The sequence below is a fragment of the Sphingomonas fucosidasi genome (assembly GCF_036663855.1).
Classification (GTDB): domain Bacteria; phylum Pseudomonadota; class Alphaproteobacteria; order Sphingomonadales; family Sphingomonadaceae; genus Sphingomonas; species Sphingomonas faeni_B.
The window spans coordinates 297,245-321,663 of sequence record NZ_JAXOJR010000005.1; the positions used below are offsets into that span (position 1 = coordinate 297,245).

Sequence of the window (24,419 nt, forward strand, 5' to 3'; positions counted from 1 at the left end):
CGATCCCCAAAACGCCATCGATTCATGTATAGGGATACCTCCACGTCATCCGAGGGCCCGCCGTTTTGCAGATCGTAACCCTGTGCCTGTTCCTGTTGCTCGCGGTCGTCATCAGCGGGATGGCGTCGCGGATGTTGCCCTCCGCACTGCCGCGGCCGCTCGTCCAGATCGCGCTCGGCGCCTTGATCGGGATGGTCGCGCATGTCCGCGTCGAGCTCGATCCCGAGCTGTTCTTCCTGCTGCTTGTGCCGCCCTTGCTGTTCCTGGACGGCTGGAGAATCCCCAAGGACGAGCTGTTTCGCGATCGCGGCGCGGTGCTCGGACTGGCACTCGGGCTCGTCTTCCTCACGGTTCTGGGCATGGGGCTGTTCATCCACTGGCTGATCCCGACAATGCCGCTCGGGGTTGCGTTCGCGCTGGCAGCGGTGGTGTCGCCGACCGATCCGATCGCGGTCTCCGCGGTCGCGCAGAAGGCGCCGATCCCGAAGCGGATGATGCATATCCTCGAGGGCGAAGCACTGCTGAACGACGCCTCCGGGCTGGTCTGCGTGCGGTTCGCGATCGCTGCGGTGCTGACCGGTAGCTTTTCGCTCGGCGAGGCCACATTGACCTTCGCGTGGATGGCGCTCGCGGGCGTCGCGATCGGCGTCGGCGTGACTTGGGCGATCGTCGCGAGCAAGGCGGCGTTCGCGCGCCGGTTCGGCGACGAGACCGGATCGAACATCCTGGTCAGCCTGCTGATCCCGTTCGCCGCCTATCTCGCCGCCGAGCACGTTCATGCCTCGGGCGTTCTGGCCGCCGCCGCCGCCGGGATCGCGATGACCTTCTCAGGCGCAACCACCAGCGTCGCGGCAGGAACGCGGATTCGTCGGCGCGCGGTATGGGACATGCTGCAGTTCACGCTGAACGGCGTGATCTTCGTGCTGCTCGGCGAGCAATTGCCCGAGGTGTTCGTCCGCGCGCGCGATACGGTCACGACGACCGGGCATGTCAGCCCGTGGTGGCTGGCGGTGTACGTGCTGGCGGTGGTCGCGGGGCTCGCGCTGCTCCGGTTCGGCTGGGTGTGGGTGTCGATGCAGTTCACGCTGTTGCGCGCGCGCCGCCGCAACGACGAGGCGGTCAGCCCGCCGCGGCGGATCATTGCGGCGATGTCGGCGGCGGGTGCGCGCGGTGCGATCACGCTGGCCGGCGCGCTGACGCTGCCGCTCACGCTGAACGACGGCACGCCGTTTCCCGCGCGCGATCTGGTGATCTTCCTTGCGTCGGGGGTCATCCTGTCGTCGCTGGTGATCGCCGCGATCGCCCTACCGCTGCTGTTGCGCAATCTGAACCTGCCGCCCGACGAAGGCGTGGCGGCGGCACGGGACCGCGCACGGCTGGTTTCGGCCAAGGCCGCGATCGCCGAACTCGACCGGGTCCAGCACCAGATGGCGGAGGGCCGTGATGATCCGGACCGGTTCACCGACATCGCCGCGCGGCTGATGGATCAATATCGCGAACGGATCGACAGCTTGGCGACGCTGCCGGAAGATCGTACCGGTCAGGCCGATGCGCCGATCGAACGCGATATGCGCCTCGCCGCGGTTCGCGCCGAGCGCAACGCGATCTTCGATCTGGCGAGACGGCGGGAAATCGGCGTGACGCTGGCGGAGCAATTGGGCCGCGAGCTCGACCTGATCGATGCGCGGCTGTCGCGCCAGGGACTTGCGTAGCGCCGATCGAGCGAGGATTTGCGCTCCGCCTGTCCGTGTGACTGAAACCGGCGGAGCGCAGAAGGTACGCGTTACTAGGCGACTCCTCTGCCGCCGCTATGCCGCCACTTGGTTAACTTTTGGTGAACGATGGCGCCCCACCCGTCCGTGCGACACTCTCGTATCCGGGTGGGGCGCCAAGGACGCAGCGCCGTTCGGCGCGCATCGCTGACGATAAGCTAGCATCAGATCTTCGAAGCGGAAGCACGGTCCGTCACGCGTCAGGCTCGCTTGGTCCGATATGTGTCCAAATCATGTCCATTGCAGGGTGATCGACCGTCGGAACCAGGCATCCCCGAAACCTTAGCCGTCCGCGGATCGTGCCTGGGCAGCCAGAGCGGCGGTGGAGTCGGGCATCTTCAGCTTTCGAAGCCGGGCGATCACCGCGCGCGCTCCTGCTGGCGCGGCTTGGACGAACAGCGCGTAGAGTGCGTCGTCGTCCAGCGCCTCCAGCGACGTGCCGATCGGCAACGCGATCGCCTGCCGGCTTCGCGCTCCGGGTTGTGCTTCCAGCACGATTGTCCGCCACGCCATCCCGACCGGCGCCGGGCCAGCGACATCGGGAAACTCGCTCGGCACCATGGTGCGGATCCGCAATCGGCGGGACAGTTCTTTCGCGAACCATGCGGCATCGCCCGCCGTCGCGATCTCTACCGCCAAATTCCGTTCGTTCATGACCTGTCTGTTCCATCTGCCCGACGATCCCGGCCCGTGGTGATGCCGAACCGTCGGCTGTGCAAGTCGCCCGGCATAACCGCGCAAAGTGATGCGCCGATATCACAGGTTACGGCGCCGATCACCCCGTGCCATATTCGCTATTGATAATAGTTATCATGAACGGTAGCCGAGCCGGATTACGAAAGGGATCCCATGACACGACGTTTCGGCATAGCCGTCCTGCTGGCCTCGGCAACGACAGCAGCGCCCGGCCTGGCACAAACCGCGACAGACGCAGGGATGACGACCGCCGATACCGGAATCGTCGTCGTCACCGGGCAGCATGCACGCAGCCAGGCGTCGTCGGGCACCAAGACGGACACCCCGCTCGCCGAAACGCCGCAGTCGATCAGCGTCATCACCAGCGACGACATCGCCGGTCGCAGCCTGCAGAACCTCAACCAGGCACTGCGCTTCGTCGCCGGCGTTACCCCCGAGACGCGCGGGGCCAGCGCGGAAGTCTACGATCAGTTCAAGCTGCGCGGGTTCGACGCGCCGGTCTATCTCGACGGGCTGAAGCAGTTCGGCAGCCCATCCGGCTATGCGGTGCCGCAGGTCGACGTGTCGCGGCTCGACCGGATCGAGGTCATCAAGGGCCCCGCCTCCGTGCTCTACGGCCAGTCGAGCCCGGGCGGCCTTGTCGCCGAATCGAGCAAGCTGCCGCTCGATCAGCCGCTGTACGGCGCGATCAGCGGCACCTACGGCAATTACGATCTCTACCGCGTCGATGCCGATCTCGGCGGCCGTGCGGGCGAAGGCGTCTTGTGGCGGATCAACGGCAGCGCCAACGGTGCCGACACCCAGCAGAAGTTCGGCAAGCGCGCGCGCCAGACGGTCTCCGCCGCGGTAACCGCGGGCGCGGGCAGCACGACCAGCTTCACGCTGCTCGGCACCTATTCGCACGATCCGCACAACGGCACCTACGGCGTGTTTCCGGCCAGCGGCACGTTGCTGACGAACCCCAATGGCAAGCTCCCGACCAGCTTCGACGGCGGCGAGGAGGGCAACCGCTTCAGCCGCGAACAGGCCGCGCTCACGTACATCTTCCGCCATGATTTCGGCGGCGGCTGGGCGTTCCGCTCGTCGGGCCGGTACCAGTATGTGAAGGCGAACCTCGGCCTGATCTACACCGCCGGCGGCCTCGACGCGACCGATCCGACCCAGCAGACCTATCTCCGCGCATCCTACGCGACGCGCGAGCAGCTCAACAACTGGACGTTCGACAACCAGCTGACCGGCACCGTCCAGACCGGTTCGATCAAGCACACGCTGCTGTTCGGCGTCGATCGCCAGGTCGCGCATTCGATCGAAGACTTCGCGTTCGGATCGGCCCCCTCACTGAACGGCTACGCGCCAGTCTACGGCACCGTGACGGTCCCGCGGACCCCCGCGGCAGTGCCCGATCCGTTTGCGGGTTACACCGCGATCCGCCAGCGCCAGCAAGGGCTGTATGCCCAGGACCAGATGGCGCTCGGTGATCTCCGTGTCGTCCTCAGCGGGCGCCAGGACTGGGCCCGGGCAGAGCAGATCGATCTCGGCGTCAAGCACGACGAGAAGTTCACCTACCGTGCCGCCGCGCTCTACACGCTGCCGTTCGGGCTGGCGCCGTATGTCAGCTATTCGACCTCGTTCGAACAGCAGGGCGGCACCGTGCTGCGTCCCGACGGGAGTTTCGGCATCGCCGATCCGTCACTCGGCAAGCAGCTCGAAGCCGGCGCCAAGTTCAGCGTTCCGGGCACGCCCATCCTGTTGTCGGGCGCCTGGTTCCGGATCGATCAGACCAACGTGCTGACCTCGACGCCGACCTTCTCGGTGTCGACGCAGACCGGCAAGGTCCGCTCGCAGGGTGTCGAGTTCGAGGGCACCGCGCCGCTGCCCTACGGCTTCAATGCCCGCGTCGCCTATAGCCGCCAGCGGGTCAAGGTCACGCAGGACGCGAACGATCCGTCGCGCATCGGGCGCGGGCTGGAAACCGTCGGACGCGGCGGGACGACGCTTGCGCTCGACTGGACCCCGCCCGAGGGTGCGCTCGCGGGGCTGACGATCGGCGGGGCGATGCGCCATGTCGACCAGGTCTATGCCGGCGTCACGCCGGGCGAAACCGAGGGCCGCAACAGCCCCTCCTACACCGTGTACGATGCGCTGGTGCGGTACGACCTGGAGAAGTTCGCGCCGTCGCTGCGCGGACTCAGCCTCGCGGTCAACGGCGCCAACATCTTCGACAAGAAGTATCTGACGTCGTGTTTCGCCAACTATAACTGGTGCTGGTACGGCAACCGCCGCACCGTCCAGGCGACGATCGGCTACCGCTTCTGACCCCACCCTTACGATCCTCCCCCGCCAGGGGGAGGTGGCTGGCGCTTGCCAGACGGAGGGGGAGGAAAGCGAAACCGATGTTCTGTATCCTCCCCCTCCGTCACCTACGGCGACACCTACCCCCTTGCGAGGGGAGGATCGTTCGGTTTCGACACTTTGAATCCCGCCCCCGACAACCAATTCCCCTCGGAGATTAACCGCCCCCTCTGGAAAACCGGTCACTGCGACGGCACTTGATGCACGTCATTCCGGATCGTCCCCGGGTTGACGCGGCCACCCCGACGCCGCCACCCTCGTACGCGTACACGTAAGGACCCCGGTTTCCCCATGCAGCTTGTCATCGTCGAATCGCCTGCCAAGGCCAAAACCATCGAGAAGTATCTGGGCAGCGATTACCGCGTCCTGGCCAGCTACGGCCATGTCCGCGACCTGCCGCCCAAGGACGGTTCGGTCGATCCCGACGATGCGTTCGCGATGACGTGGGAGAATTACGCGGACAAGTCGAAGCAGCTGAAGGCGATCACCGATCTCGCCAAGCTCGCCGACCGCCTGATCCTCGCGACCGATCCGGATCGCGAGGGCGAGGCGATCTCGTGGCACGTCCGCGAGGTGCTGCGCGCGCGGAAGGCACTGCCCAAGGAGGTCGAGCGAGTCACCTTCAACGCGATCACCAAGGCGACCGTCACCGAGGCGATGAAGAACCCGCGCGAGCTCGACGACGATCTGATCGATGCCTACCGCGCCCGCCGTGCGCTCGATTATCTGGTCGGCTTTACGCTCTCGCCGGTGCTGTGGCGCAAGCTGCCCGGTGCCAAGTCCGCCGGTCGCGTCCAGTCCGTCTCGCTCCGCCTGATCGTCCAGCGCGAGCGCGAGATCGACGTCTTCAAGCCGCAGGAATATTGGTCGGTGACGGCCGATATGGAGCATGACGGCACCGCGTTCACCGCGCGCCTCACGCAGTTCGAGGGCAACAAGCTCGACCGCCTCTCGATCGGTAACGAGGGCGATGCCCTGCGCGCCAAACAGGCGGTGCTCGACGGCAATTTCTCGGTGCAGTCGGTCGAGACCAAGCCCGCCGGTCGCAACCCGCCGCCGCCGTTCACCACCTCGACCTTGCAACAGGAAGCCTCGCGCAAACTCGGTTTCTCGGCGGATCACACGATGCGGATCGCGCAGGGCCTCTACGAGGACGGCGCGATCACCTACATGCGTACCGACGGCGTGCAGATGGATTCGAGCGCGATCAGCGCCGCGCGCCTTGCCGTCGCGAACCGCTTCGACGCAAGCTATGTCCCCGACAAGCCACGCCAATATCAGTCGAAGGCGAAGAACGCACAGGAAGCGCACGAAGCGATCCGCCCGACCGATTTCGGCAAGGACAAGGCCGGTGGCGGCGATCATGCGCGGCTCTACGACCTGATCTTCAAGCGCGCGCTGGCCAGCCAGATGGCGTCGGCGCGGATGGAGCGCACGACGGTCGAGATGGCCGACGGCACCGGCCGCAACATCCTCCGCGCCACCGGCCAGGTCGTGCTCTTCCCCGGCTATCTCGCGCTGTACGAGGAAGGGTCGGATGATTCGGCCGATGAGGACGCCCGCCGCCTGCCGCGGATGCGCGAAGGCGATACGCCGGCGAAGAAGAAGGTCGACGCCGAGCAGCACTTCACCCAGCCGCCGCCACGCTTCTCCGAAGCCTCGCTGGTCAAGCGCATGGAGGAACTCGGCATCGGCCGCCCCTCCACCTACGCGTCGATCATCAAGACGCTGAAGGACCGCGCCTACGTCCGGATCGAGAAGAACCGCTTCTTCGCCGAGGAATCCGGCCGGCTGGTGACGGCGTTCCTGGAGCGCTTTTTCGAGAAGTACGTCGGCTACGACTACACCGCCGAGCTGGAGGAGGAACTCGACGACGTCTCCGGCGGCCGCGCGCAGTGGCAGTCGGTGCTCGACGCGTTCTGGCGCGATTTCAAGCCGCGCACCAACGAGGTGATGGAGCAGCAGCCCTCCGCGATCACCGCCGAACTGGACGTGTTCCTCGCGCCGTACCTGTTCCCGGCAAAGGCGGACGGCGGCGATCCGCGGCTATGTCCCAACTGCGGCGAGGGTCAGCTTGCACTTCGGGGCGGCAAGTTCGGCGCGTTCATCGCCTGCTCGAATTACCCCGAGTGCAAATACACGCGCCGGTTCGCGCAACCCGGCGGCGACGCCGAAGCGGATGCCGGCCCGTCGACGCTGGGCGTCGATCCGGAGACGAACCTGCCGGTCGAGCGCAAGTCGGGACGGTTCGGCCCGTACATCCAGATCGGCGAGGGCGAGGCGCGAAAGATGGCGTCGATCCCGAAGGATATCGGCGAACTCGATCTCGAATGGGCGCTGAAACTGCTGTCGCTGCCGCGGACCATTGGCACGCATCCCGAAACCGGCGAGCTAATCACCGCGGCGATCGGCCGCTATGGTCCGTATCTCAAGCACGCAGGCAAATACGCGCGGCTCACCTCGACCGCGGACGTGTTCGAGACGGGGATGAACGCGGCCGTGGTGAAACTCGCCGAAGCCGCGGCCGGTGGTGGTCGCCAGCAGCGCGGAGCACAGGCCCCGCTAAAGATACTCGGCAACCATCCGCGCACCGAGGCGGAGATCAAGCTGATGGAGGGGCGTTACGGTGCGTACGTCACCGACGGCACGACCAACGCGACGCTGCCCAAGTCGATCGAGAAGGACCAGCTGACGCTGGAGGAAGCCGCGTCGTTGATCGACGCACGCGCAGCCGCGGCCCCGGCGACGAAGAAGAAGAAAGCGCCTGCCAAGAAACCGGCGACAAAGAAGGCCTCAGCCAAGACGGCAGTGGCGAAGGACGCGGCAGAGGCCAAGGCTCCAGCGAAGAAGGCCCCAGCCAAAAAGACCCCCGCCAAGAAAGCCGCTCCAAAGAAGAAAGCCGAAGCCTAATCCTCCCCTGCAAGGGGAGGGGGACCATCCGAAGGATGGTGGAGGGGGGCTTCCCCAAGCGTACCGCTGCGTAAGGTGAGATCCACGAACGCTACGCTCGCGGCAATCCCCCTCCACCCTTCGCCAAGCGGCGAACGGTCCCCCTCCCCGTTCCGGGGAGGATTATGCAGCCCGCCGTTGTGTCAGCTGCATCCAATCCCGCGCGGCGCGCTGCGCCACCGAGATTTCCCGCGCGGTCATGTCCTCGGCGATCTCCGCACGGCATTCCTGCGCGGCGATGTTCCCCGACACCGCCGCCAGGTTGAACCACTTGTGCGCCTCGATCAGGTCGAGGACGACGCCCGACGTCCCCGTCGAATACACCATCCCCAGATCGTAACACGCCCGGTCGTCGCCGCGCGCGGCATCCGCCAGACGGCGTTCGATCGTAAAATTCGCGCTCTTGAGATTGCTACCCATGGTCTTGCCCCCAATGTTCGTGAGGACAGACTGCGGCGATTCCGACTACGAAATGGTTAATGGGTTAACGCTCGTTTTTTACAACTCTATCGCGATGTTGTCGATCAGCCGAGTTCCGCCCATCCGGGCCGCCGCCAGCAACCGCCGCGGGCGATCCGCCTCCGGGTTCTCCGCCAGCGTCTCGGCATCCGCCAGAGCAACGTAATCGATCGTGAACCCCGCCCCGACCAACGTCGTCCGCGCATCGTCCAGCACCGAATCGACGTCCTCACCCTTCGCGATCGCCCGCGCGGCGACGCCCAAAGCTCGCGGCAGGGCCACCGCCTGCTTGCGCTGTTCGTCGTCGAGATAAATGTTGCGTGACGACATCGCGAGACCATCGTCATCGCGCTGCGTCGGCACCCCGACGATATCGATCGCGAAATCGAGATCCGCTACGAACCGCCGGATCACCGCCAGTTGCTGATAATCCTTCTCGCCGAAATAGGCCGCGTCGGGCTCGACCTGGTTGAACAGCTTCGACACGACCGTCGCGACGCCATCGAAATGGCCGGGCCGTGAGGCGCCGTCGAAGCCGTCGCTGACGCCCGAGACATGCACCGTCGTCGCGAAACCATCGGGATACATCGTCTCGACCGTCGGCAGCCAGAGCAGGTCGCACCCGGCCTCGTTGAGCATCCGGATATCGGCCATCTCGCGCCGCGGATAGCGCGACAGATCCTCGTTCGGCCCGAACTGGGTCGGGTTGACGAAGATCGACGCGACCACCTTGGTCCCCGGCCGCTTCGCCGCCTCGATCAGCGCGACATGGCCGGCGTGGAGCGCGCCCATCGTCGGGACGAGCGCGACGCGCTGCCCCGCCGCACGAAAGGCGGCGACGCTTTCGCGCAACGCATTAAGGTCCCGGACGGTGTCCACGTGAAACTCCTACTCGATAAGTGCGGTCGCGGCTTCTATGAAGGGTGACAGTCTCGATCAATAAGGAAACGCGCGTTGGCCATGGGCCCGGATTCTCCCCAAGCTTCGCCGCATGTGATCGTGTTCGCCAACGAGAAGGGCGGTACGGGCAAGTCGACGACCGCGGTGCACGTCGCGATCGCGCTTGCCGCCAAGGGCGCGCGCGTCGCGTGTCTCGATCTGGATCACCGCCAGCGCACCGTCGGCCGCTATCTCGACAACCGCGCCGAGACGATGAAGCGCAACGGCTCGGTGCTGCCGATGCCGCGCCACGCCACGCTGTCGGAGCAAAGCGAGGACCAGTTCGAGGACCTCTGGCATTCGCTGTGCGAGGGCTCGGACTTCCTCGTCGTCGACACGCCGGGTCGCGACGATCCGTTCGCGCGCACTGCGGCGGCGCTGGCGAACACCTTGGTCACGCCGATGAACGACAGTTTCGTCGATTTCGACCTGATCGGCCAGGTCGATCCCGAGACCTACCAGGTGACGCGGCCGAGCTTCTATTCCGAACTGATCTGGGATGCGCGAAAGCAGCGCGCGCGCGCCGACGGCACGACGATCGACTGGGTCGTGCTGCGCAACCGCCTCCAGCATATCGAGGCGCGCAACATGCGCCGCGTGTCGGATGCGCTCGCGCAGCTCGCCAAGCGCGTGGGCTTCCGGATCATCCCGGGGCTCGGCGAGCGCGTGATCTACCGTGAGATGTTCCCCGCCGGCCTGACGATGATCGACTCGAAGGCGTTCGGCAGCATGGGCCTGGCGCATGTCGCCGCGCGCCAGGAACTGCGCGAGATGATGGCGGCGTTGCAGCTGCCCGAGGTGGTCGCCGAGCGCGCACCGGACGTCGCTGCGTGAAGTGGATCGTCGCCGCGCTGTTTATCTGGGCGGCCTGGCATTACCTGCGGCCCAAGCCAAAGCAGCGCGTCGTAACCGATGAAGCAGAGGCTAGGTCGATCCTTGGCATAGACCGCAGCGCGGACGCAGACGCGATCCGCAGCGCACACCGCCGCCTGATCGCCTCGGTTCACCCCGACCGCGGCGGCTCTACCGACCTGACCCGCCGCGTAAACGCCGCGCGCGACCTCCTGCTGAAGCGGACCCGGTAACCCCCCGTCATGCCGGGCTTGTTCCGGCATCCACCGTTCCGCACTCTTGATAGTTATGAGAGCGCGGCACCGTGGCCCCCGGAACAAGTCCGGGGTGACGGTGGTAGGGCGCTATTCCCGCACCACTACGACTAGCGAGAGGCCCATGACCCACCAGTTCGACCCGACCTCGCTCCGCGAATACGACATCCGCGGGATCGTCGGCAAAGCGCTCGGCCCCGCCGACGCGGTCGCGATCGGTCGCGGATTCGCCACCCGCATCCGCGCGGCTGGCGGCCACCGCGTGGTCGTCGGCTACGATGGCCGCAACTCTTCCCCCGAGCTCGAAGCCGCGCTCGTGTCGGGCCTCACCGCAGGCGGCGTCGACGTCGTCCGGATCGGCCTCAGCACCTCGCCGATGCTCTATTACGCCGAGGCCACGCTAGAAGTGGATGGCGGCATCCAGGTAACCGGCAGCCACAATCCCCCCGAGTATAACGGCTTCAAGATGGTGCACGCGCATGCGCCATTTTTCGGCGACGACATCCAGGAGCTCGCCGCGCTCGCCGCCTCGGGCGCCTGGAGCGAAGGCGCGGGCGAGGTCACGACCGCCGATGTGCTCGACACTTATGTCGATCGGCTGATGGCGGGTTATGCGGGCGGCGCGTACCGGATCGGCTGGGACACGGGGAACGCCGCCGCCGGCCCGGTGATCGAGAAGCTCGTGCAACTGCTGCCGGGTGAGCATCATGTGATCTTCGCCGATGTCGACGGCAATTTTCCCAACCATCATCCCGATCCTACCGAAGAGGCGAACCTCGCCGCTCTGAAACGCTTGGTCGCGGAGAAAAACCTCGATTTCGGACTGGCCTTCGATGGCGATGGCGACCGGATCGGGGCGATCGACGGCTCGGGCCGGGTGATCTTGGGGGATCAGATTCTCTCCATATTGGTCGAACCTGCGCTGCGCGAGCACCCCGGCGCGCCGATCGTCGCCGACGTGAAGTCGTCACAGGCCCTGTTCGACCGAATCACGGAATTGGGCGGCGAGCCGGTGATGGCGCCGACCGGTCACAGCCTGATGAAGCAGGCGATGACCAGCACCGGCGCGCCGCTAGGCGGCGAACTGAGCGGGCATCTGTTCTTCGCGGGCGAATATTTCGGGTTCGACGACGCGCAATACGCGGCGGTGCGACTGATCCGCGCGGTGCATCTGTCGGGGCGCTCGTTGACGGAATTGCGGGACGCGATGCCGGCGCTGGTAGCGACACCGGATCTGCGGTTTCCGGTCGAGGATGCGCGGAAGTTCGCGGTAGTGGACGAGGTGATCGCGCGGCTGAAGTCGGACGGTGCGGAGATGGACCTTACCGATGGGGCGAGGGTGACGACCGCTGCCGGGTGGTGGCTCCTCCGCGCGTCGAACACGCAGGCGATGCTGACGGTGCGCGCCGAGGCGAAGAGCGAAGCGGCGCTCGATGCGTTGCTTGCCGAGGTAGACGCGCAACTCGCGGTGAGCCGTGTCGTGAGATCGGCACGGTAACACAACCACCACCCCGGCGGAGGCCGGGGCCCAGTTGGAAAGGTGTAAATAACGAAGTGCCGCGCTTCGTTAACTACGTCCCCCAAATGGGCCCGGCCTCCGCCGGGGTGGGGCGGGCTGAGCGGTGGTCGCAAAATCGAACACCCAGCGTGCGCCGAACGGCGAGCAGCGGCACCCATACCTAGCTGTTCCCCCGCGAAGGCGGGGGTCCAGGAATCACGAATGCCGGCGCCTGGAGCCCTGGACTCCCGCCTTCGCGGGAGAACGGAAGGGCGATTGACACGCCATCACCCTCGCCTACCGTCCTAACCACCACCCCAAGGAGTCCCCCGTGGAGCGCCCAGTCGACGAATTCCGCTCCAGCACGCGCCGCTGGCTGCTCGGCAGCTTTGCCGGTTGGGGCACGCTGCTTGCCTGCCTCGCCGGCGTCGGCTTCGTCATCATCGGCGTCCGCTGGCTCAAGAACCGCAGCGCCTCCTACGAAATCACCGACCAGCGCCTGATCATCAAGCGCGGCATCCTGTTCAAGACGATCGACGAGATCGAGCTCTACCGGATCAAGGACGTCCGGCTCGGCTATTCGCTGCTCAACCAGATGACCGACATCGGCACGATCATCCTCACGTCCAGCGACCGCACGACGGCGGGCGGCGAGTTCACCCTGCGCGATATCCCGATGGCGCGCGATCGTCGCGAAGGCCTGCGCAAGCTGGTCGACCGCGCGCGCCAGCGCCGCGGCGTTCGCGAACTCGACGTGGAGGACGCATACGCGCTGGATTAAGCGCGCTTTTGTCCCCACATGGCGGGCATGGCGCCCACCTATCCCAAGCCCAAACCACAACCGCAGATGATCCGGGTCGTCGATCTGGAAACCACCGGTTCGGCCCCGCCCGCGCACGGCGTCTGCGAGATCGGCTGGCAGGACGTCGCGCTCGGCGAGGACGGCCGCTGGGAAATCTACGGCGAGGGCGGCAGCCTGTTGGTCAATCCCGGCCGGCTGATCCCGCCGATCACCCAGGCGATCCACCACATCCTCGACGAGCACGTCGCCGACGCGCCGTATTGGCACGATTGCGCGCGGCAAGTGCTCGATCCGTGGCCGCGCCGCCTCGCGCTCGCCGCACATCGCGCCGATTTCGAGCAGAAATTCTGCACGTCTGCGCTGACCCGCGATGCCGAGTGGATCTGCACCTGGAAATGCGCGCTCCGGCTCTGGCCCGATAGCCCGAGCTTCTCGAACCAGGTGCTGCGCTATTGGCGCAAGCCCCACGGCATGGAGCACGAGCGCGGCCTGCCGGCGCACCGCGCATTTCCCGATGCGTACGTCACCGCGTTCCACCTGCGCGACATGCTCAACGAGGCGAGCTTCGCGCAACTCGTCGAATGGTCGCGCGATCCGGGCCTCATCCCGCGCGTCCGCTACGGCCCCGATCGCGGCAAGGAATGGTCCGAGCTCGACCACGAGACGCTGATGGCGTTCATGACCGACCGCGATCCCGACATCCGCTTCACCGCCAACCACGAGATGGACCGGCGCAGCGGCGGCGGCCGCGTCGGCAAGGCCAGCGCGCAGGATTTGCTGCTGTAGCAACCGGTTCAATCCTCCCCCGCCAGGGGGAGGTGGCGCCGAAGGCGTCGGAGGGGGAGGTAAGGGAAACCGCTGTTCCCTATCCTCCCCCTCCGTCTGGCAAGAGCCAGCCACCTCCCCCTGGCGGGGGAGGATCAAGGAGACGCTGCCCCCCGATTGCTCTGCGGCAATCCAGTATCGCTGGTGTAACGATCGGCACTCCCTTACAGCGCGAGTCCATGGTCCGCGTACGTTTGAATTTGCCCTCGTCCGAAGGTCGGGTCGCGCGGTGGCTGGTCGCCTTCATGACGCTCGGCTTCGTCGCGCTGGCGGCTGCAGCGATTGCGATCGGCTGGATCACCGTCCGCAACCGCACCTACACCGCCGAGATCCTCCACACCCAGGATGTCCGCCAGGCGGTCGCCACGCTGCATATCCAGATGGAGCAGTCGGAGACGGCGCGGCGCGGCTATATCCTGACCGGGATGCCGCTGTTTTCCGACGCTTACGCCCGGAGCGCGGGCAATCTCGCACCGTCGATCGCCACGCTTCGCCGTCTCACCGCCGACAATCCGAACCAGATCGCACGGCTCGACCTGATCGAGCCGCGCTTCATCCGGTTGCGCGCGCTCAGGGCGCAGTCGATGGCGCTGGTTGCAGGCGGCCGGATCGCCGAGGCCCAGCGCCGGTTCGCGGTCGATGCCAGCGTGCCGCTGATGCGCGGCATCCGCTACCGGCTGCAGGCGATGGCCGCCGACGAGGTCCGCCTGCTCGCGATCCGCAGCGGGCGTCAGCAACAGACCAGCGCGCTGTTCCTCTCGGTCGCAGGGCTCGCCGCGATCCTGCTGCTGGTCGTCGCGATCCTCGCGATCCTGGTGATCCGCCGCTACACCGCCGATCTCGCCACCTCGCGCGACAGCCTGCGCGATCTCAACGAGACGCTCGAGGAGCAGGTCACCGAGCGCACCGCCGATCTCAGCCGCGCGAACGAGGAAATCCAGCGCTTCGCCTATATCGTCAGCCATGACCTGCGCTCGCCGCTGGTCAACGTGATGGGCTTCACCGCCGAACTCTCCACTGCCGCCGGGCCGCTCGCCGAGCTGGTCGACCGTGCCGAGGCCGAGGCGCCGCACATCCTCACCGAGGACGCCCGGCTGGCGGCGCGCGAGGACCTGCCCGAGGCGATCGGTTTCATCCGCACCTCGACGCAGAAGATGGACCGGCTGATCAACGCCATCCTCAAGCTGTCGCGCGAAGGCCGCCGGACGATCGCGCCCGAGCCTGTCGACCCTGCGCAACTGGTCGACACGATCATCGGGTCGATCCAGCACGTGATCGACGATCGCGGCGCGGTCGTGCGGGTCGAGCGACCGATCCCGGCGGTCGTCACCGATCGCCTCGCGCTCGAACAGATCCTGTCGAACCTGATCGAGAACGCGACCAAATATCTGAAACCCGGCCGTCCCGGCGAGATCGTCGTGACCGGGCACAAGGAGCGCAACCGCGTGATCCTGTCGGTGATCGACAATGGCCGCGGCATCGATCCGCGCGATCACCAGCGCGTGTTCGACCTGTTCCGCCGCTCGGGCGCGCAGGACCAGCCCGGCGAAGGCATCGGACTCGCGCATGTCCGCGCACTCGCCTATCGTCTCGGCGGGACGATCGACGTGCAGTCGACGCTCGGCGACGGCGCCACCTTCCGCCTCAATCTTCCCACCGAATTGTCGATTCAGGATATCAAGGCATGAACCAGCACCAGACCGTCGGGATCGTCATGATCGAGGACGACGAGGGCCATGCCCGGCTGATCGAGAAGAACATCCGTCGCGCCGGTATCCTCAACGATATCAAGCACTTTACCGACGGCACCACCGCGCTGGATTTCCTGTTCAACGCGGTCGACGGCCCGGCGAAGAGCGGCCCGGCGATGATCCTGCTCGATCTCAACCTGCCCGACATGAGCGGGACGGACATCCTGGCGCGCATCAAGGCGGAGGGCAGCCCGCTCAAGCGCACGCCGGTCGTCGTGCTGACCACCACCGACGACAAGGTCGAGATCGAGCGCTGCTACGATCTCGGCTGCAACGTCTACATCACCAAGCCGGTGAACTATGAGAGCTTCGCGCAGGCGATCCGCCAGCTCGGGCTGTTCCTGTCGGTGATCCAGGTTCCCGAAGCAGAGTGAGCGGGCCAAGCGTCCTCTACATCGACGACGACGCCGGTATCCGGCGGCTGGCGGCGCGTGCGCTCGAACGCCGCGGCTACCGCATGACCGTCGCCGAGACCGGTGCTGAGGGCGTCGTCAAGGCCGCGGCCGAGCGTTTCGACCTGATCGCGGTCGATCACTACATGCCAGGGATGGACGGCCTGGAGACGCTCGAAGCGCTGCGTCGCCTGCCCGATCATCCGCCGATCGTGTACGTGACCGGCTCCGAGGAAGGCCGCATCGCCGTCGCCGCGCTGAAGGCCGGTGCCGCCGATTATGTCGTGAAGACGGTCGGCGAGGATTTCTCCGACCTGCTCGCCGCGTCGTTCGAACAGGTCCGCGCGCGCTCGGTGCTGGAACAGCAAAAGGCGTCTGCCGAAGCCGATCTCCGCGCAAGCAACGCGCGGCTTGAGGCGTTGCTCGGCGAAGTGAACCACCGCGTCGCCAACTCGCTGCAACTCGTCTCGGCGATGGTCCGCCTCCAGGCGACCGCGCTGACCGATCCTTCCGCCCGCGAGGCGCTGGAGGATACGCAGCGCCGCATCCAGGCAATCGCTCAGGTCCACCGCCGACTCTACACCAGCAACGACGTCGAGAGCGTCGACATGCAGGAATATCTCGGCGCGCTCGTCGACGAGTTGGCCGAGACCTGGTCGACCGACGCCCTCCCCCGCGCGCTCAGCCTTGCTGCCGAACCGATCCGCCTGCCGACCGACCGCGCGGTATCGCTCGGCGTGATCGTCACCGAACTCGTCACCAACGCGTGCAAATACGCCTATCCGAGCGGCGGCGGCGAAGTCCGCGTCGCGCTGCGCCGGATCGACGACGGCATCTTCCTGCTGGCGGTCGAAGACGATGGCTGCGGCATCCCCGAAGACGCGACGCCGCGCGGCACCGGCCTCGGCACCAAGCTGATCAAGGCGATGGCGCAAAGCCTCCAGACGATCGTCGAATACGACCCGGCCCACACCGGCGTCCGCGCCACCTTGCGCGCGGCGGTGCGCTAACGGGTTGAAGCTCATTCGATGATCCTCCCCCGCCAGGGGGAGGTGGCTGGCCCTTGCCAGTCGGAGGGGGAGGTAAGCGACAACCCCTGCTCCGTGTCCTCCCCATCCGTCACCTTCGACGACACCTCCCCCTGGCGGGGGGGGATTTCGGGGCCGGTCGGTCCTTCCGCCGGCTACGCCCCACCTATCTTCCGTTCGTGCTGAGTAGCGACCGAGTAGCTTCGCAGAGGCGTATCGAGGGCGCGTATCGAAGCACACAACCTGTCCTTCGATTCGCAGCTTCGACAGGCTCAGCCGGTAATCAGGACGAACCGAATCGGAACTCCTCGGCTCCGTTCAGTTCGCCGGCTCGGACAGCGGCGCAAACCGTGCCACCTGACGCCCGACTAGACGCAGCTGCTCCAGCACCGCGGGGTCGTTCGCGCCGCCCTCGTCGTCGAACTTCGTCACCTGCGTGTTGATCGCGGCCGCGAACGGCGTCGGCCAACCGCGCAGCGCGTGGACGATCGACCGCAACGCCGCGATCGTGCTGCCGGTCGCCTGCCAGCCATAGGCGGTGGCGATCAGCCCGACCGGCATGTCCGCCAGATACGGCCGCTCGTCGCGCGCGGTTTCCTCCAGCAGATCGAGCGCGTTCTTCACCACGCCCGAAATGCTGCCGTGATAGCCCGGGCTGGCGATGATCACCGCCGATGCCCCGCGCACAGCCTCGACGAACGCGCGTTCGTCCGCGGTCCGCGTCGTCGCCTTCGGATCGTACAGCGGCAGCCGCGCCATGTTGGCGCCGCCGAACATCTGCGTGCGATAGCCCTGTTTCTCGACCGCATCGAGCGCGATCCGCAGCGCACGCTCGGTCGACGAGACGCCGCCGATCGTGCCGCCAATGCCAACAACCAGGGGAAGAGTATCGGGAGCAGCCACGGTTTCATCCTGTTGGAACGTCATCGACACGCTCTTCTCCGTTTCGTCGCGCGAAGACAACAGCGCTTCGGTCGGTTCTCGCTCCACGACCACCACGGACGCTGTCGCTAAGCCCCGGTACACGTTAAGCATGTGCATACGCCGGACATAGGCTTGCCCGAGCTGTCATATAACGATAATACACCTGATGTCCGCCGCTTGGCCGACCCGCTGGAACGACCGATGCGCCCCGATCCCTTCGATACTTCCCGTTCCGGCTCAAGCGGCGATCGCGAGCCCTATGCCTATGAGCGCGAGCGGCTGATCACCGAACGCGAACGCCTCCGCCAGAAATACGATCGCGAGCGCGATGGCGGAGAGCCCGAGCCATACGACGACCGCGACGCGCAGGCGCCCTACGCGACGCCCCGCGCACCGCGACGCAAGCGCCCGATCGGTCGCTGGATTCTGCGCGGCTTCGGCATCGGCATCGTTCTGCTGGTGATCGCGATCATCTGGCTGGCGATCACCGCGCCGTTGTCGAAATCGCTGCAGCCGCCGACCCCACCCTCGATCACGCTGACCGCGGACGACGGCACGCCGATCGCGCGACGCGGCGCGATCATCGGCAAGCCGGTCGACGCGGCCACGCTGCCGCCGCACGTCACGCAAGCGTTTCTCGCGATCGAGGACCGGCGCTTCTATTCGCACTGGGGCGTCGATCCGCGCGGCATCGCCCGTGCGGCCTGGGCGAACATGGGCTCGGGCGGCGTCCGCCAGGGCGGCTCGACGATCACGCAACAGCTCGCGAAGAACGCGTTCCTCGATTCGGACCGCACCGCGACGCGAAAGATCCGCGAGGCTATGATCGCGTTCTGGCTGGAGGCCTGGCTGTCGAAGGACGAGATCCTCTCGCGCTACCTCTCGAATGTCTATTTCGGCGACAACACCTATGGGATCAGCGCGGCGGCCAAGCATTATTTCGGCCGCACCCCCGACAAGCTGAACGTCGGGCAGGCCGCGATGCTCGCCGGCCTGGTCAAGGCGCCGTCGCGGCTCGCCCCCACCTCCAACCTCGAAGGCGCACGCAAGCGCGAGGCCGTGGTGGTCGGCGCGATGGTCGACGCCGGCTTCCTCACTAAGGCCGAGGGCGACGCGGTCCAGCCGCAGCGCGTGCTCGCAAGCCGGCCGGGGCAACTCCCCAACGGGACCTATTTCGCCGACTGGATCCTGCCAGAGGCGCGCGACCAGGCGGGCGAGATCAAGACCGAAACGACCGTCCAGACGACGCTCGATCCCCGGCTGCAACGCGCCGCGGAGCGTACCGTCGCGCGCGCGGGCCTGCGTCAGGCGCAGGTCGCGCTGGTGGCGATGCGGCCCGACGGCCGTGTCGTCGCGATGGTCGGCGGCAAGAATTACCGCAAGAGCCCGTTCAACCGCGCGACCCAGGCGCGCCGCCAGCCCGGCTCGACCTTCAAGCTGTTCGTGTACCTCGCCGCGATGCGCCAGGGGATGACCCCCGATTCGACCATCGAGGACAGCCCGGTGACGATCGGCGACTGGTCGCCCAAGAACAGCGACGGTCGCTATCAAGGGACGATCACGCTGCGCCAGGCGTTCGCGCGCTCGTCCAACGTTGCCGCCGCGCGCCTCACGCAACAGGTAGGCGTGAAGGCGGTGATCAAGGCGGCACGCGATCTCGGCATCTCGACCCCGATCCCGAACGAGGCGACGATCGGGCTCGGCACGTCGACAGTGTCGCTACTGGAGCTGACCGCCGCCTACGCCGCGATCGCGCGCGAGCAATATCCGGTGCAGCCGCGCGGCCTCGCAGACGTGCGCGAGAAGGGCTGGTACCAGTCGTTGACCGGCGGCGCGACCGAGATGCCGAGCAAGATCCACGACGAAATGCTCGACCTGCTCGCCGCCTCGATCCGCAACGGCACCGGGCGGCAGGCGAACCTGACCGTCGACGCGTTCGGCAAGACCGGCACGACCTCCGACAACAAGGACGCGCTGTTCGTCGGTTTCGCGCGCGACCTGGTGGTCGGCGTGTGGGTCGGCAACGACGACAATTCCTCCAATCCCGGCCTGTCGGGCGGCGGCATCCCGGCACGGATCTGGCGCGACTTCATGCAGTCCGCGCTGGGGATCGCGCCGGTTGCCGCGCCGCCACCGCCGGTCGAGGAGGTCGATCCCGATGCGTTGCCGTCAGGGGATGAGGACAATGCGGTGCTGCCGCTCGGTGGCGAGATCGAGGGGCTCGGCTTCAACCTGAAGATGGGCGAGGACGGGACGATCTCGGTCGGCCCCTCCCGCCGCGACCGGGAGGAGGCTCCGCCACCACGCGACGATCGCCGGCCGCCGGAGGAAGAACCGGGGCCCTACGAGGGACAATAGCTCACGCACTCCGTCATCCTGACGAAAGTCAGGACCCAGAGCCCGAAACGGCAACATCCGTGGCTCTGGGTCCTGGGTCGAGCCCAGGATGACGAAGTAGAAAGCTCCGAGCTAACGCCCCCGTTGACGCCACCACCGCATCGCAGCATGTCTTCCCCATGCGCTTTTTCTCCGACAACGCCGCCACGATCCACCCCCACGTCATGGCCGCGATCGCCGCCGCCGACACGCTCGACACCGCCTATGCGGGCGATGCGTGGAGCCAGCAGCTCGACGGCCGCCTGTCGGCGCTGTTCGAGACCGAGGTCGCGGTCCTCTGGGTTCCCACCGGCACCGCCGCCAACTGCCTCGCGCTCGCCGCGCTCTGCCCCCCGCATGGCGGAATCGTCTGCCACCGCGACGCGCACATCCAGAACGACGAGGGCGGCGCGCCCGAATTCTACACCCACGGCGCCAAGCTGTTCCTGGCCGAGGGCGACGGCGCGAAGCTCACCCCCGAAACGATCCGCACCGTCATCGACGCGATCCCCGACGACGTCCACCGCGTCCAGCCGCACGCGATCTCGATCACCAACGCCACCGAATATGGCCGCGTCTACCAGCCGAACGAAGTCGCGGAGATCGGCGCGCTGGCCAAGGAGCGCGGGCTCGGCTTCCACATGGACGGCGCGCGGTTCGCCAACGCGATGGCGCGGGTCGGATGCTCCCCCGCCGAGATGACGTGGCGCGCCGGCGTCGACGCGCTCAGCTTCGGCTTCGTCAAGAACGGCGCGATGAGCGCGGAGGCGCTGGTCTTCTTCAAGCCCGACCTCGCCGCCGTCACGCAATACCGTCGCAAGCGCGCCGGCCTGTTGTTGTCGAAGGGGCGCTACCTCGCCGCACAAATCCTGGCGATGCTCGACGACGACCTCTGGCTCGCCAACGCCAAGGCCGCGAACGACGCCGCGGCGAAACTCGCCGCCGCGGCCGACAATCGCCTCGTCCACCCGGTCGAGGCGAACGAAGTGTTCCTCCGCGCCACGCCGGAAGAAGCCGCAGCGCTGCGGGCGACGGGCTTCGACTTCTACGACTGGGCCGCAGGCGAAATCCGGCTCGTCACCGCCTGGGACAGCCCGGCGGACGCGGTCGCCCTGCTCGCCGACGCGATCCGGGAGTTATGACCCCCGGCCCAACCGACCCGCCACAGTCTACGCGGGCCGCAGTGCTGATCCCGTTCGGCATCGTCACGCTGATCTGGGGTTCGACCTGGCTCGTCATCCGCGACCAGATCGCGGTGGTCCCACCGAGCTGGTCGATCAGCTATCGCTTTCTCGTCGCCGGCATCGCGATGGCGATCTACGCCACCATCAAGCGCGAGAGCTTCAAGTTCGACGCCCGCGGCTACGCGTTCGCGGCCGTCATCGGTATCGCGCTGTTCACGTTCAACTTCAACTTCGTCTACCGCGCCGAGCATTACGTCACCTCCGGGCTCGTCGCGGTGGTGTTCGCCCTCCTGCTCGTCCCTAACGCGATCTTCGGCCGCATCTTCCTCAAGCAACGCCTCGGGCGCCAACTCATGGTCGGATGCGCGGTCGCGATGGCGGGCGTCGCGTTGCTGTTCGTCAACGAAGCGCGCGTCGATCCGCACGGGCCGCGCTCGGCGACGATCGGCATCGTGCTGACCTTGTGCGGCGTGATGGCGGCATCGGTCGCCAACGTCATTCAGGGCAGCGCGTTCGCCAAGCGCTATCCGATGGCGCCGACGCTGGCGATCGCGATGCTGATCGGTGCTAGCCTCGATGCAGCCTTCGCCTGGATCACCACCGGGCCGCCGGTGTTCGAGCCGCGCTTCGGCTATGTCGCCGGCATCCTCTATCTCGGCGTGTTCGCGTCGGCGCTCGCCTTCCCGCTGTATTTCAACGTCATCCGCGCGATCGGCCCCGCCAAGGCGGCCTATTCGGGCGTGATCGTGCCGGTGATCGCGATGCTGCTATCGACGATCTTCGAGCGCTATCACTGGTCGACCCTGGCGGTCGCCGGCGCGATATTGTCCGGGATCGGCCTCGTCATCGCACTCAGCGCCCGCAGGCCGGCACGGTAGTCGGGCCAGGCGGGCGTCCAGCCCAGCACCCGCTTCGCCTTGTCGTTCGCGACCCGCCGGTTCTCGTTATAAAACCCGCGCCCCATCGCCGAGAGCTCCTCGAGCGTCACGAACGGCGGCGCGGGCATCCCGAGCAGCATTGCCGCGAACACCACGACGTCGTTCTGCGACGCGGGCACATCGTCCGCGATGTTGTACGCCCCCGCCGGCGCATCGAAACCGGCGATCACGCCCGAGACGATGTCGTCGACATGCGCACGGCTGAACACCTGCCCGGGTTGCTCGATCCGATGAGCCTTGCCCTGCCGCACCCGGTCGAGCGGCGAACGACCGGGGCCATAGATCCCCGGCAACCGGAACGTCCGCGCGCCAATGGCCAGCCAGTCCGCATCGGCCGCCGCCCGCGCGCTCCGACGCCCGCCACCTATCGGCGACGTCTCGTCGACCCACGCCCCCTGCGCATCGCCGTACACGCCGGTCGACGACAGGTATCCGAGCCACGCCCGCGTCCGCAGCAACAGCGACCCGTAGCGCCCGAGCACCGGGTCCGCATCATGCTCGGGCGGCACCGACGACAGGATATGCGTCGCCGCCGCGATCTCCGCCGTCACCGCGTCCACATCGTCGAACCGGAGCGTACCATTGCGCCCATCGCGCGTCGTACCAACGACATGCCAGCCGTCCGCTGCCAGCCGCTCCGCGATCCGCGACGCCGTGTACCCCAGACCGAAGATCAGCAGCCGGCTCATACGATCAGTTCCCCGTCCCGGTGGGCGCCATCGGGCCCTTGTAGAGCGTCCCGAAATAATCGCCCGCATTCCACACCGGCCGCTGCGCGCCATCGGCGATCTCGCGCGCGATTCGGTAGTTCGCATCGACGAACCGCACGCCCTGATCCCACAGGATCGGCTGCGTCAAATCGTCCGACGGCTTGTGATAATTGTTCGCCATGAAATACGCGACCGCGGCCTTGCCCGGCCCCTTCTGACCCGGCCACAGGAACACCGAAGGGATACCCTTCTGGACGAAGCGGAAGTGATCCGAGCGAACGAAGATCCCCTCCTCCGGCATCGGATCGGGCGACAGGCCGACGCCGATCGCCGCCACCGCCTTCTGGACGATCGGGCCGATGGTGGAGCGCTCGGCGCCGAACACTACCATGTCCTCGAACTTGTAGGTCAGGATCGGCATGTCGAGATTCACGTCCGCGACGATCGAGGTCAGCGGCACGGTCGGATGGTTGGTGAAATAATCGGACCCGACCAGCCCCTTCTCCTCGCCGGTGACGGCAAGGAACATGATCGTCCGCTTGGGCGCCTGCCCGCTGGCCGTGAAGCGCTTGGCCTCCTCGATCAGGCTGGCGATGCCGATCGCATTGTCGAGCGCGCCGTTGTTCAAGGCGTCGCCCTTCACAGGCTTGGTGATGCCGATGTGGTCGAGATGCGCCGACAGCACGACGACCTCCTTGCCGACCACCGGATCGCGGCCCGGGATCACACCGACCACGTTGCTGCTCGCGGCGGGCACGAAGCTCGTCTTCGTCGCGACCGTCAGCGAGCCGACCAGCGGCATCGATTTGAACTTGGCGTTGTCGCTGTCCGCCTGCTTGACGATCCGGCTCCACGGCGTCTTCGCACCGGCAAACAGCTTGGCCGCACCGACCATGCTGACCGTGCCGAGCGACGGCGCGCGCGCGGCGTCGACCTTGCCCGTGCCGTCCGGGTTCGCCCAAGTCATCCGCGGCGTAGCGTAGGAGTCCGCCATTTTGGCGAACGTCCGCACCTTGGCCGAGCGCGGGCTCTCCAGCGTGATCACGCCGACCGCGCCCTTCGCCTGTGCGGTCGCCGCCTTGGTACCGCCCGACCCGAAGAACGCACGCTCCTCACCGCCGAACCGCGCCGGCGAGCCGCCGAAATACGCGACGATCTTGCCGCGCACGTCGACGCCCTTGTAGTCGTCCTGACCGTATTGCGGCGCGTCGATCCCGTACCCGACGAAGACCACCGGCGCCGAAACGCTCGTCTCCGCCTTCGCGCCGTTCGCGGCGGGCACGTAATCCTCACCGAACACGAGCGGCTGCGCGGCCCCGCGACCGGTCCAGACGAAATCGCCCTTGCTTGCCGCCTTGTACGACACCAGCGGCACCGCCTGGAGATACCCCCCCGCATCGCCGCCCGGACGCAGCCCCGCGGCATAGAATTGCGCAGCGACATACTGCGCGGCGATATCGAACTCGGGGCTGCCGGCCTCGCGCCCCTTCATCGCATCCGACGCGAGGAACAGCACATGCGCCTTCATCGCCGCCTGATCCGCCGGCAGCGGCGCGGCAAGCTTCCCGTTCAGTTCGGCAACGTTCGGCGCCGTCACCGGTGCGGTCTTGGGCGCCGTCTGCGCCAGAGCGGACGTAGATAGCGCGAGCAACGCGAGCGCGCCGAGAGGACGATACATCCGGAAATCCTTGCAAAGGGAACGTGTTGCAGCGGCGTAG

At 67.0% G+C, this 24,419-nt stretch carries 20 protein-coding genes; 14 read left to right on the forward strand and 6 right to left on the reverse strand.

Translation table 11 applies throughout. The features are described 5' to 3' along the window. The first annotated feature begins 65 nt into the window (after positions 1-65). Positions 66-1,712 carry a Na+/H+ antiporter gene (locus tag U1737_RS11265; protein ID WP_332796851.1) on the forward strand — a complete coding sequence of 549 codons (1,647 nt, stop codon included), beginning with the start codon at positions 66-68 and terminating at the stop codon, positions 1,710-1,712. A gap of 342 nt (positions 1,713-2,054) precedes the next feature. Here U1737_RS11265 and U1737_RS11270 read toward each other — a convergent pair whose 3' ends face one another. Further along, positions 2,055-2,426 (reverse strand): hypothetical protein, encoded by a 372-nt coding sequence (locus tag U1737_RS11270; protein WP_332796852.1) that lies wholly within the window; start codon positions 2,424-2,426, stop codon positions 2,055-2,057. A 195-nt stretch (positions 2,427-2,621) separates the two neighbouring features. On the opposite strand from U1737_RS11270, the gene U1737_RS11275 reads away from it, so the two are divergent. Together U1737_RS11275 and topA are read left to right on the forward strand one after the other, a co-directional pair. After that, positions 2,622-4,784: a TonB-dependent siderophore receptor gene (locus tag U1737_RS11275; protein WP_332796853.1), complete on the forward strand. Its 2,163-nt coding sequence runs from the start codon at positions 2,622-2,624 to the stop codon at positions 4,782-4,784. Positions 4,785-5,111: 327 nt separating this feature from the next. Beyond that, the gene (gene topA, locus U1737_RS11280; protein ID WP_332796854.1) at positions 5,112-7,730 is read left to right on the forward strand and encodes a type I DNA topoisomerase; all 2,619 of its coding nucleotides are present in this window, start codon (positions 5,112-5,114) and stop codon (positions 7,728-7,730) included. A gap of 162 nt (positions 7,731-7,892) precedes the next feature. On the opposite strand, the gene U1737_RS11285 is transcribed toward topA, so the two are convergent. Both U1737_RS11285 and panC read right to left on the reverse strand, forming a co-directional pair. Next, positions 7,893-8,189: an SEL1-like repeat protein gene (locus U1737_RS11285; RefSeq protein ID WP_332796855.1), complete on the reverse strand. Its 297-nt coding sequence runs from the start codon at positions 8,187-8,189 to the stop codon at positions 7,893-7,895. 78 nt (positions 8,190-8,267) lie between these two features. Next, entirely contained in the window at positions 8,268-9,107 is an 840-nt protein-coding gene (panC, locus tag U1737_RS11290) for a pantoate--beta-alanine ligase (protein ID WP_332796856.1), read from the reverse strand. 81 nt (positions 9,108-9,188) lie between these two features. Between panC and U1737_RS11295 the strand changes: the two genes are divergently transcribed. The 8 genes from U1737_RS11295 (at position 9,189) to U1737_RS11330 (ending at position 16,551) form a co-directional block, all read left to right on the forward strand. Beyond that, positions 9,189-10,001 (forward strand): division plane positioning ATPase MipZ, encoded by an 813-nt coding sequence (locus U1737_RS11295; protein WP_248522968.1) that lies wholly within the window; start codon positions 9,189-9,191, stop codon positions 9,999-10,001. Next, positions 9,998-10,252, forward strand: a complete 255-nt coding sequence (locus tag U1737_RS11300; protein WP_248522527.1) for a DnaJ domain-containing protein — start codon at positions 9,998-10,000, stop codon at positions 10,250-10,252. The genes U1737_RS11295 and U1737_RS11300 overlap by 4 nt, the downstream gene beginning before the upstream one ends. Before the next feature lie 145 nt (positions 10,253-10,397). Further along, positions 10,398-11,771 carry a phosphoglucomutase/phosphomannomutase PgmG gene (gene pgmG, locus U1737_RS11305; RefSeq protein WP_248522525.1) on the forward strand — a complete coding sequence of 458 codons (1,374 nt, stop codon included), beginning with the start codon at positions 10,398-10,400 and terminating at the stop codon, positions 11,769-11,771. A 331-nt stretch (positions 11,772-12,102) separates the two neighbouring features. Next, positions 12,103-12,552: a PH domain-containing protein gene (locus U1737_RS11310; RefSeq protein WP_332796857.1), complete on the forward strand. Its 450-nt coding sequence runs from the start codon at positions 12,103-12,105 to the stop codon at positions 12,550-12,552. A gap of 27 nt (positions 12,553-12,579) precedes the next feature. Continuing rightward, positions 12,580-13,359, forward strand: coding sequence for a 3'-5' exonuclease (locus U1737_RS11315; protein WP_332796858.1), 780 nt, complete (start codon positions 12,580-12,582; stop codon positions 13,357-13,359). 218 nt (positions 13,360-13,577) lie between these two features. Beyond that, on the forward strand, positions 13,578-15,086 hold the full coding sequence (locus U1737_RS11320) for a sensor histidine kinase (RefSeq protein ID WP_248522519.1): 1,509 nt from the start codon (positions 13,578-13,580) through the stop codon (positions 15,084-15,086). Next, positions 15,083-15,523, forward strand: coding sequence for a response regulator (locus tag U1737_RS11325; RefSeq protein WP_248522517.1), 441 nt, complete (start codon positions 15,083-15,085; stop codon positions 15,521-15,523). Before U1737_RS11320 ends, U1737_RS11325 begins: the two co-directional genes overlap by 4 nt. After that, on the forward strand, positions 15,520-16,551 hold the full coding sequence (locus tag U1737_RS11330) for a sensor histidine kinase (protein ID WP_332796859.1): 1,032 nt from the start codon (positions 15,520-15,522) through the stop codon (positions 16,549-16,551). Before U1737_RS11325 ends, U1737_RS11330 begins: the two co-directional genes overlap by 4 nt. 336 nt (positions 16,552-16,887) lie before the next feature. On the opposite strand, the gene U1737_RS11335 is transcribed toward U1737_RS11330, so the two are convergent. Continuing rightward, positions 16,888-17,496: an NADPH-dependent FMN reductase gene (locus U1737_RS11335; RefSeq protein ID WP_332796860.1), complete on the reverse strand. Its 609-nt coding sequence runs from the start codon at positions 17,494-17,496 to the stop codon at positions 16,888-16,890. Between the two features lie 198 nt (positions 17,497-17,694). Here U1737_RS11335 and U1737_RS11340 point away from each other — a divergent pair, with 198 nt between their 5' ends. The 3 genes from U1737_RS11340 (at position 17,695) to U1737_RS11350 (ending at position 21,931) form a co-directional block, all read left to right on the forward strand. After that, positions 17,695-19,851 carry a transglycosylase domain-containing protein gene (locus U1737_RS11340; protein WP_332796861.1) on the forward strand — a complete coding sequence of 719 codons (2,157 nt, stop codon included), beginning with the start codon at positions 17,695-17,697 and terminating at the stop codon, positions 19,849-19,851. A gap of 158 nt (positions 19,852-20,009) precedes the next feature. Then, positions 20,010-21,011 carry a threonine aldolase family protein gene (locus U1737_RS11345; protein WP_332796862.1) on the forward strand — a complete coding sequence of 334 codons (1,002 nt, stop codon included), beginning with the start codon at positions 20,010-20,012 and terminating at the stop codon, positions 21,009-21,011. After that, on the forward strand, positions 21,008-21,931 hold the full coding sequence (locus U1737_RS11350) for a DMT family transporter (RefSeq protein WP_248522508.1): 924 nt from the start codon (positions 21,008-21,010) through the stop codon (positions 21,929-21,931). Before U1737_RS11345 ends, U1737_RS11350 begins: the two co-directional genes overlap by 4 nt. Here the strand turns inward: U1737_RS11350 and U1737_RS11355 are convergent. Together U1737_RS11355 and U1737_RS11360 are read right to left on the reverse strand one after the other, a co-directional pair. Continuing rightward, the gene (locus U1737_RS11355) at positions 21,844-22,680 is read right to left on the reverse strand and encodes a Rossmann-fold NAD(P)-binding domain-containing protein (protein ID WP_248522506.1); all 837 of its coding nucleotides are present in this window, start codon (positions 22,678-22,680) and stop codon (positions 21,844-21,846) included. The two genes, U1737_RS11350 and U1737_RS11355, sit on opposite strands and share 88 nt — an antisense overlap. A 4-nt stretch (positions 22,681-22,684) precedes the next feature. Continuing rightward, the gene (locus U1737_RS11360) at positions 22,685-24,379 is read right to left on the reverse strand and encodes a M28 family metallopeptidase (protein ID WP_332796863.1); all 1,695 of its coding nucleotides are present in this window, start codon (positions 24,377-24,379) and stop codon (positions 22,685-22,687) included. Positions 24,380-24,419 lie beyond the last annotated feature (40 nt).

Bases quoted from the DNA above. Each gene is read 5' to 3' on its own strand.
- U1737_RS11350 (WP_248522508.1), top strand. From the start codon at position 21,008: ATGACCCCCGGCCCAACCGACCCGCCACAGTCTACGCGGGCCGCAGTG.
- U1737_RS11315 (WP_332796858.1), top strand. From the start codon at position 12,580: ATGGCGCCCACCTATCCCAAGCCCAAACCACAACCGCAGATGATCCGG.
- U1737_RS11295 (WP_248522968.1), top strand. From the start codon at position 9,189: ATGGGCCCGGATTCTCCCCAAGCTTCGCCGCATGTGATCGTGTTCGCC.
- U1737_RS11320 (WP_248522519.1), top strand. From the start codon at position 13,578: ATGGTCCGCGTACGTTTGAATTTGCCCTCGTCCGAAGGTCGGGTCGCG.
- U1737_RS11340 (WP_332796861.1), top strand. From the start codon at position 17,695: ATGCGCCCCGATCCCTTCGATACTTCCCGTTCCGGCTCAAGCGGCGAT.
- U1737_RS11275 (WP_332796853.1), top strand. From the start codon at position 2,622: ATGACACGACGTTTCGGCATAGCCGTCCTGCTGGCCTCGGCAACGACA.
- U1737_RS11270 (WP_332796852.1), bottom strand. From the start codon at position 2,426: ATGAACGAACGGAATTTGGCGGTAGAGATCGCGACGGCGGGCGATGCC.
- U1737_RS11285 (WP_332796855.1), bottom strand. From the start codon at position 8,189: ATGGGTAGCAATCTCAAGAGCGCGAATTTTACGATCGAACGCCGTCTG.
- U1737_RS11360 (WP_332796863.1), bottom strand. From the start codon at position 24,379: ATGTATCGTCCTCTCGGCGCGCTCGCGTTGCTCGCGCTATCTACGTCC.
- U1737_RS11345 (WP_332796862.1), top strand. From the start codon at position 20,010: ATGCGCTTTTTCTCCGACAACGCCGCCACGATCCACCCCCACGTCATG.
- U1737_RS11335 (WP_332796860.1), bottom strand. From the start codon at position 17,496: ATGACGTTCCAACAGGATGAAACCGTGGCTGCTCCCGATACTCTTCCC.
- topA (WP_332796854.1), top strand. From the start codon at position 5,112: ATGCAGCTTGTCATCGTCGAATCGCCTGCCAAGGCCAAAACCATCGAG.
- U1737_RS11355 (WP_248522506.1), bottom strand. From the start codon at position 22,680: ATGAGCCGGCTGCTGATCTTCGGTCTGGGGTACACGGCGTCGCGGATC.
- U1737_RS11325 (WP_248522517.1), top strand. From the start codon at position 15,083: ATGAACCAGCACCAGACCGTCGGGATCGTCATGATCGAGGACGACGAG.
- pgmG (WP_248522525.1), top strand. From the start codon at position 10,398: ATGACCCACCAGTTCGACCCGACCTCGCTCCGCGAATACGACATCCGC.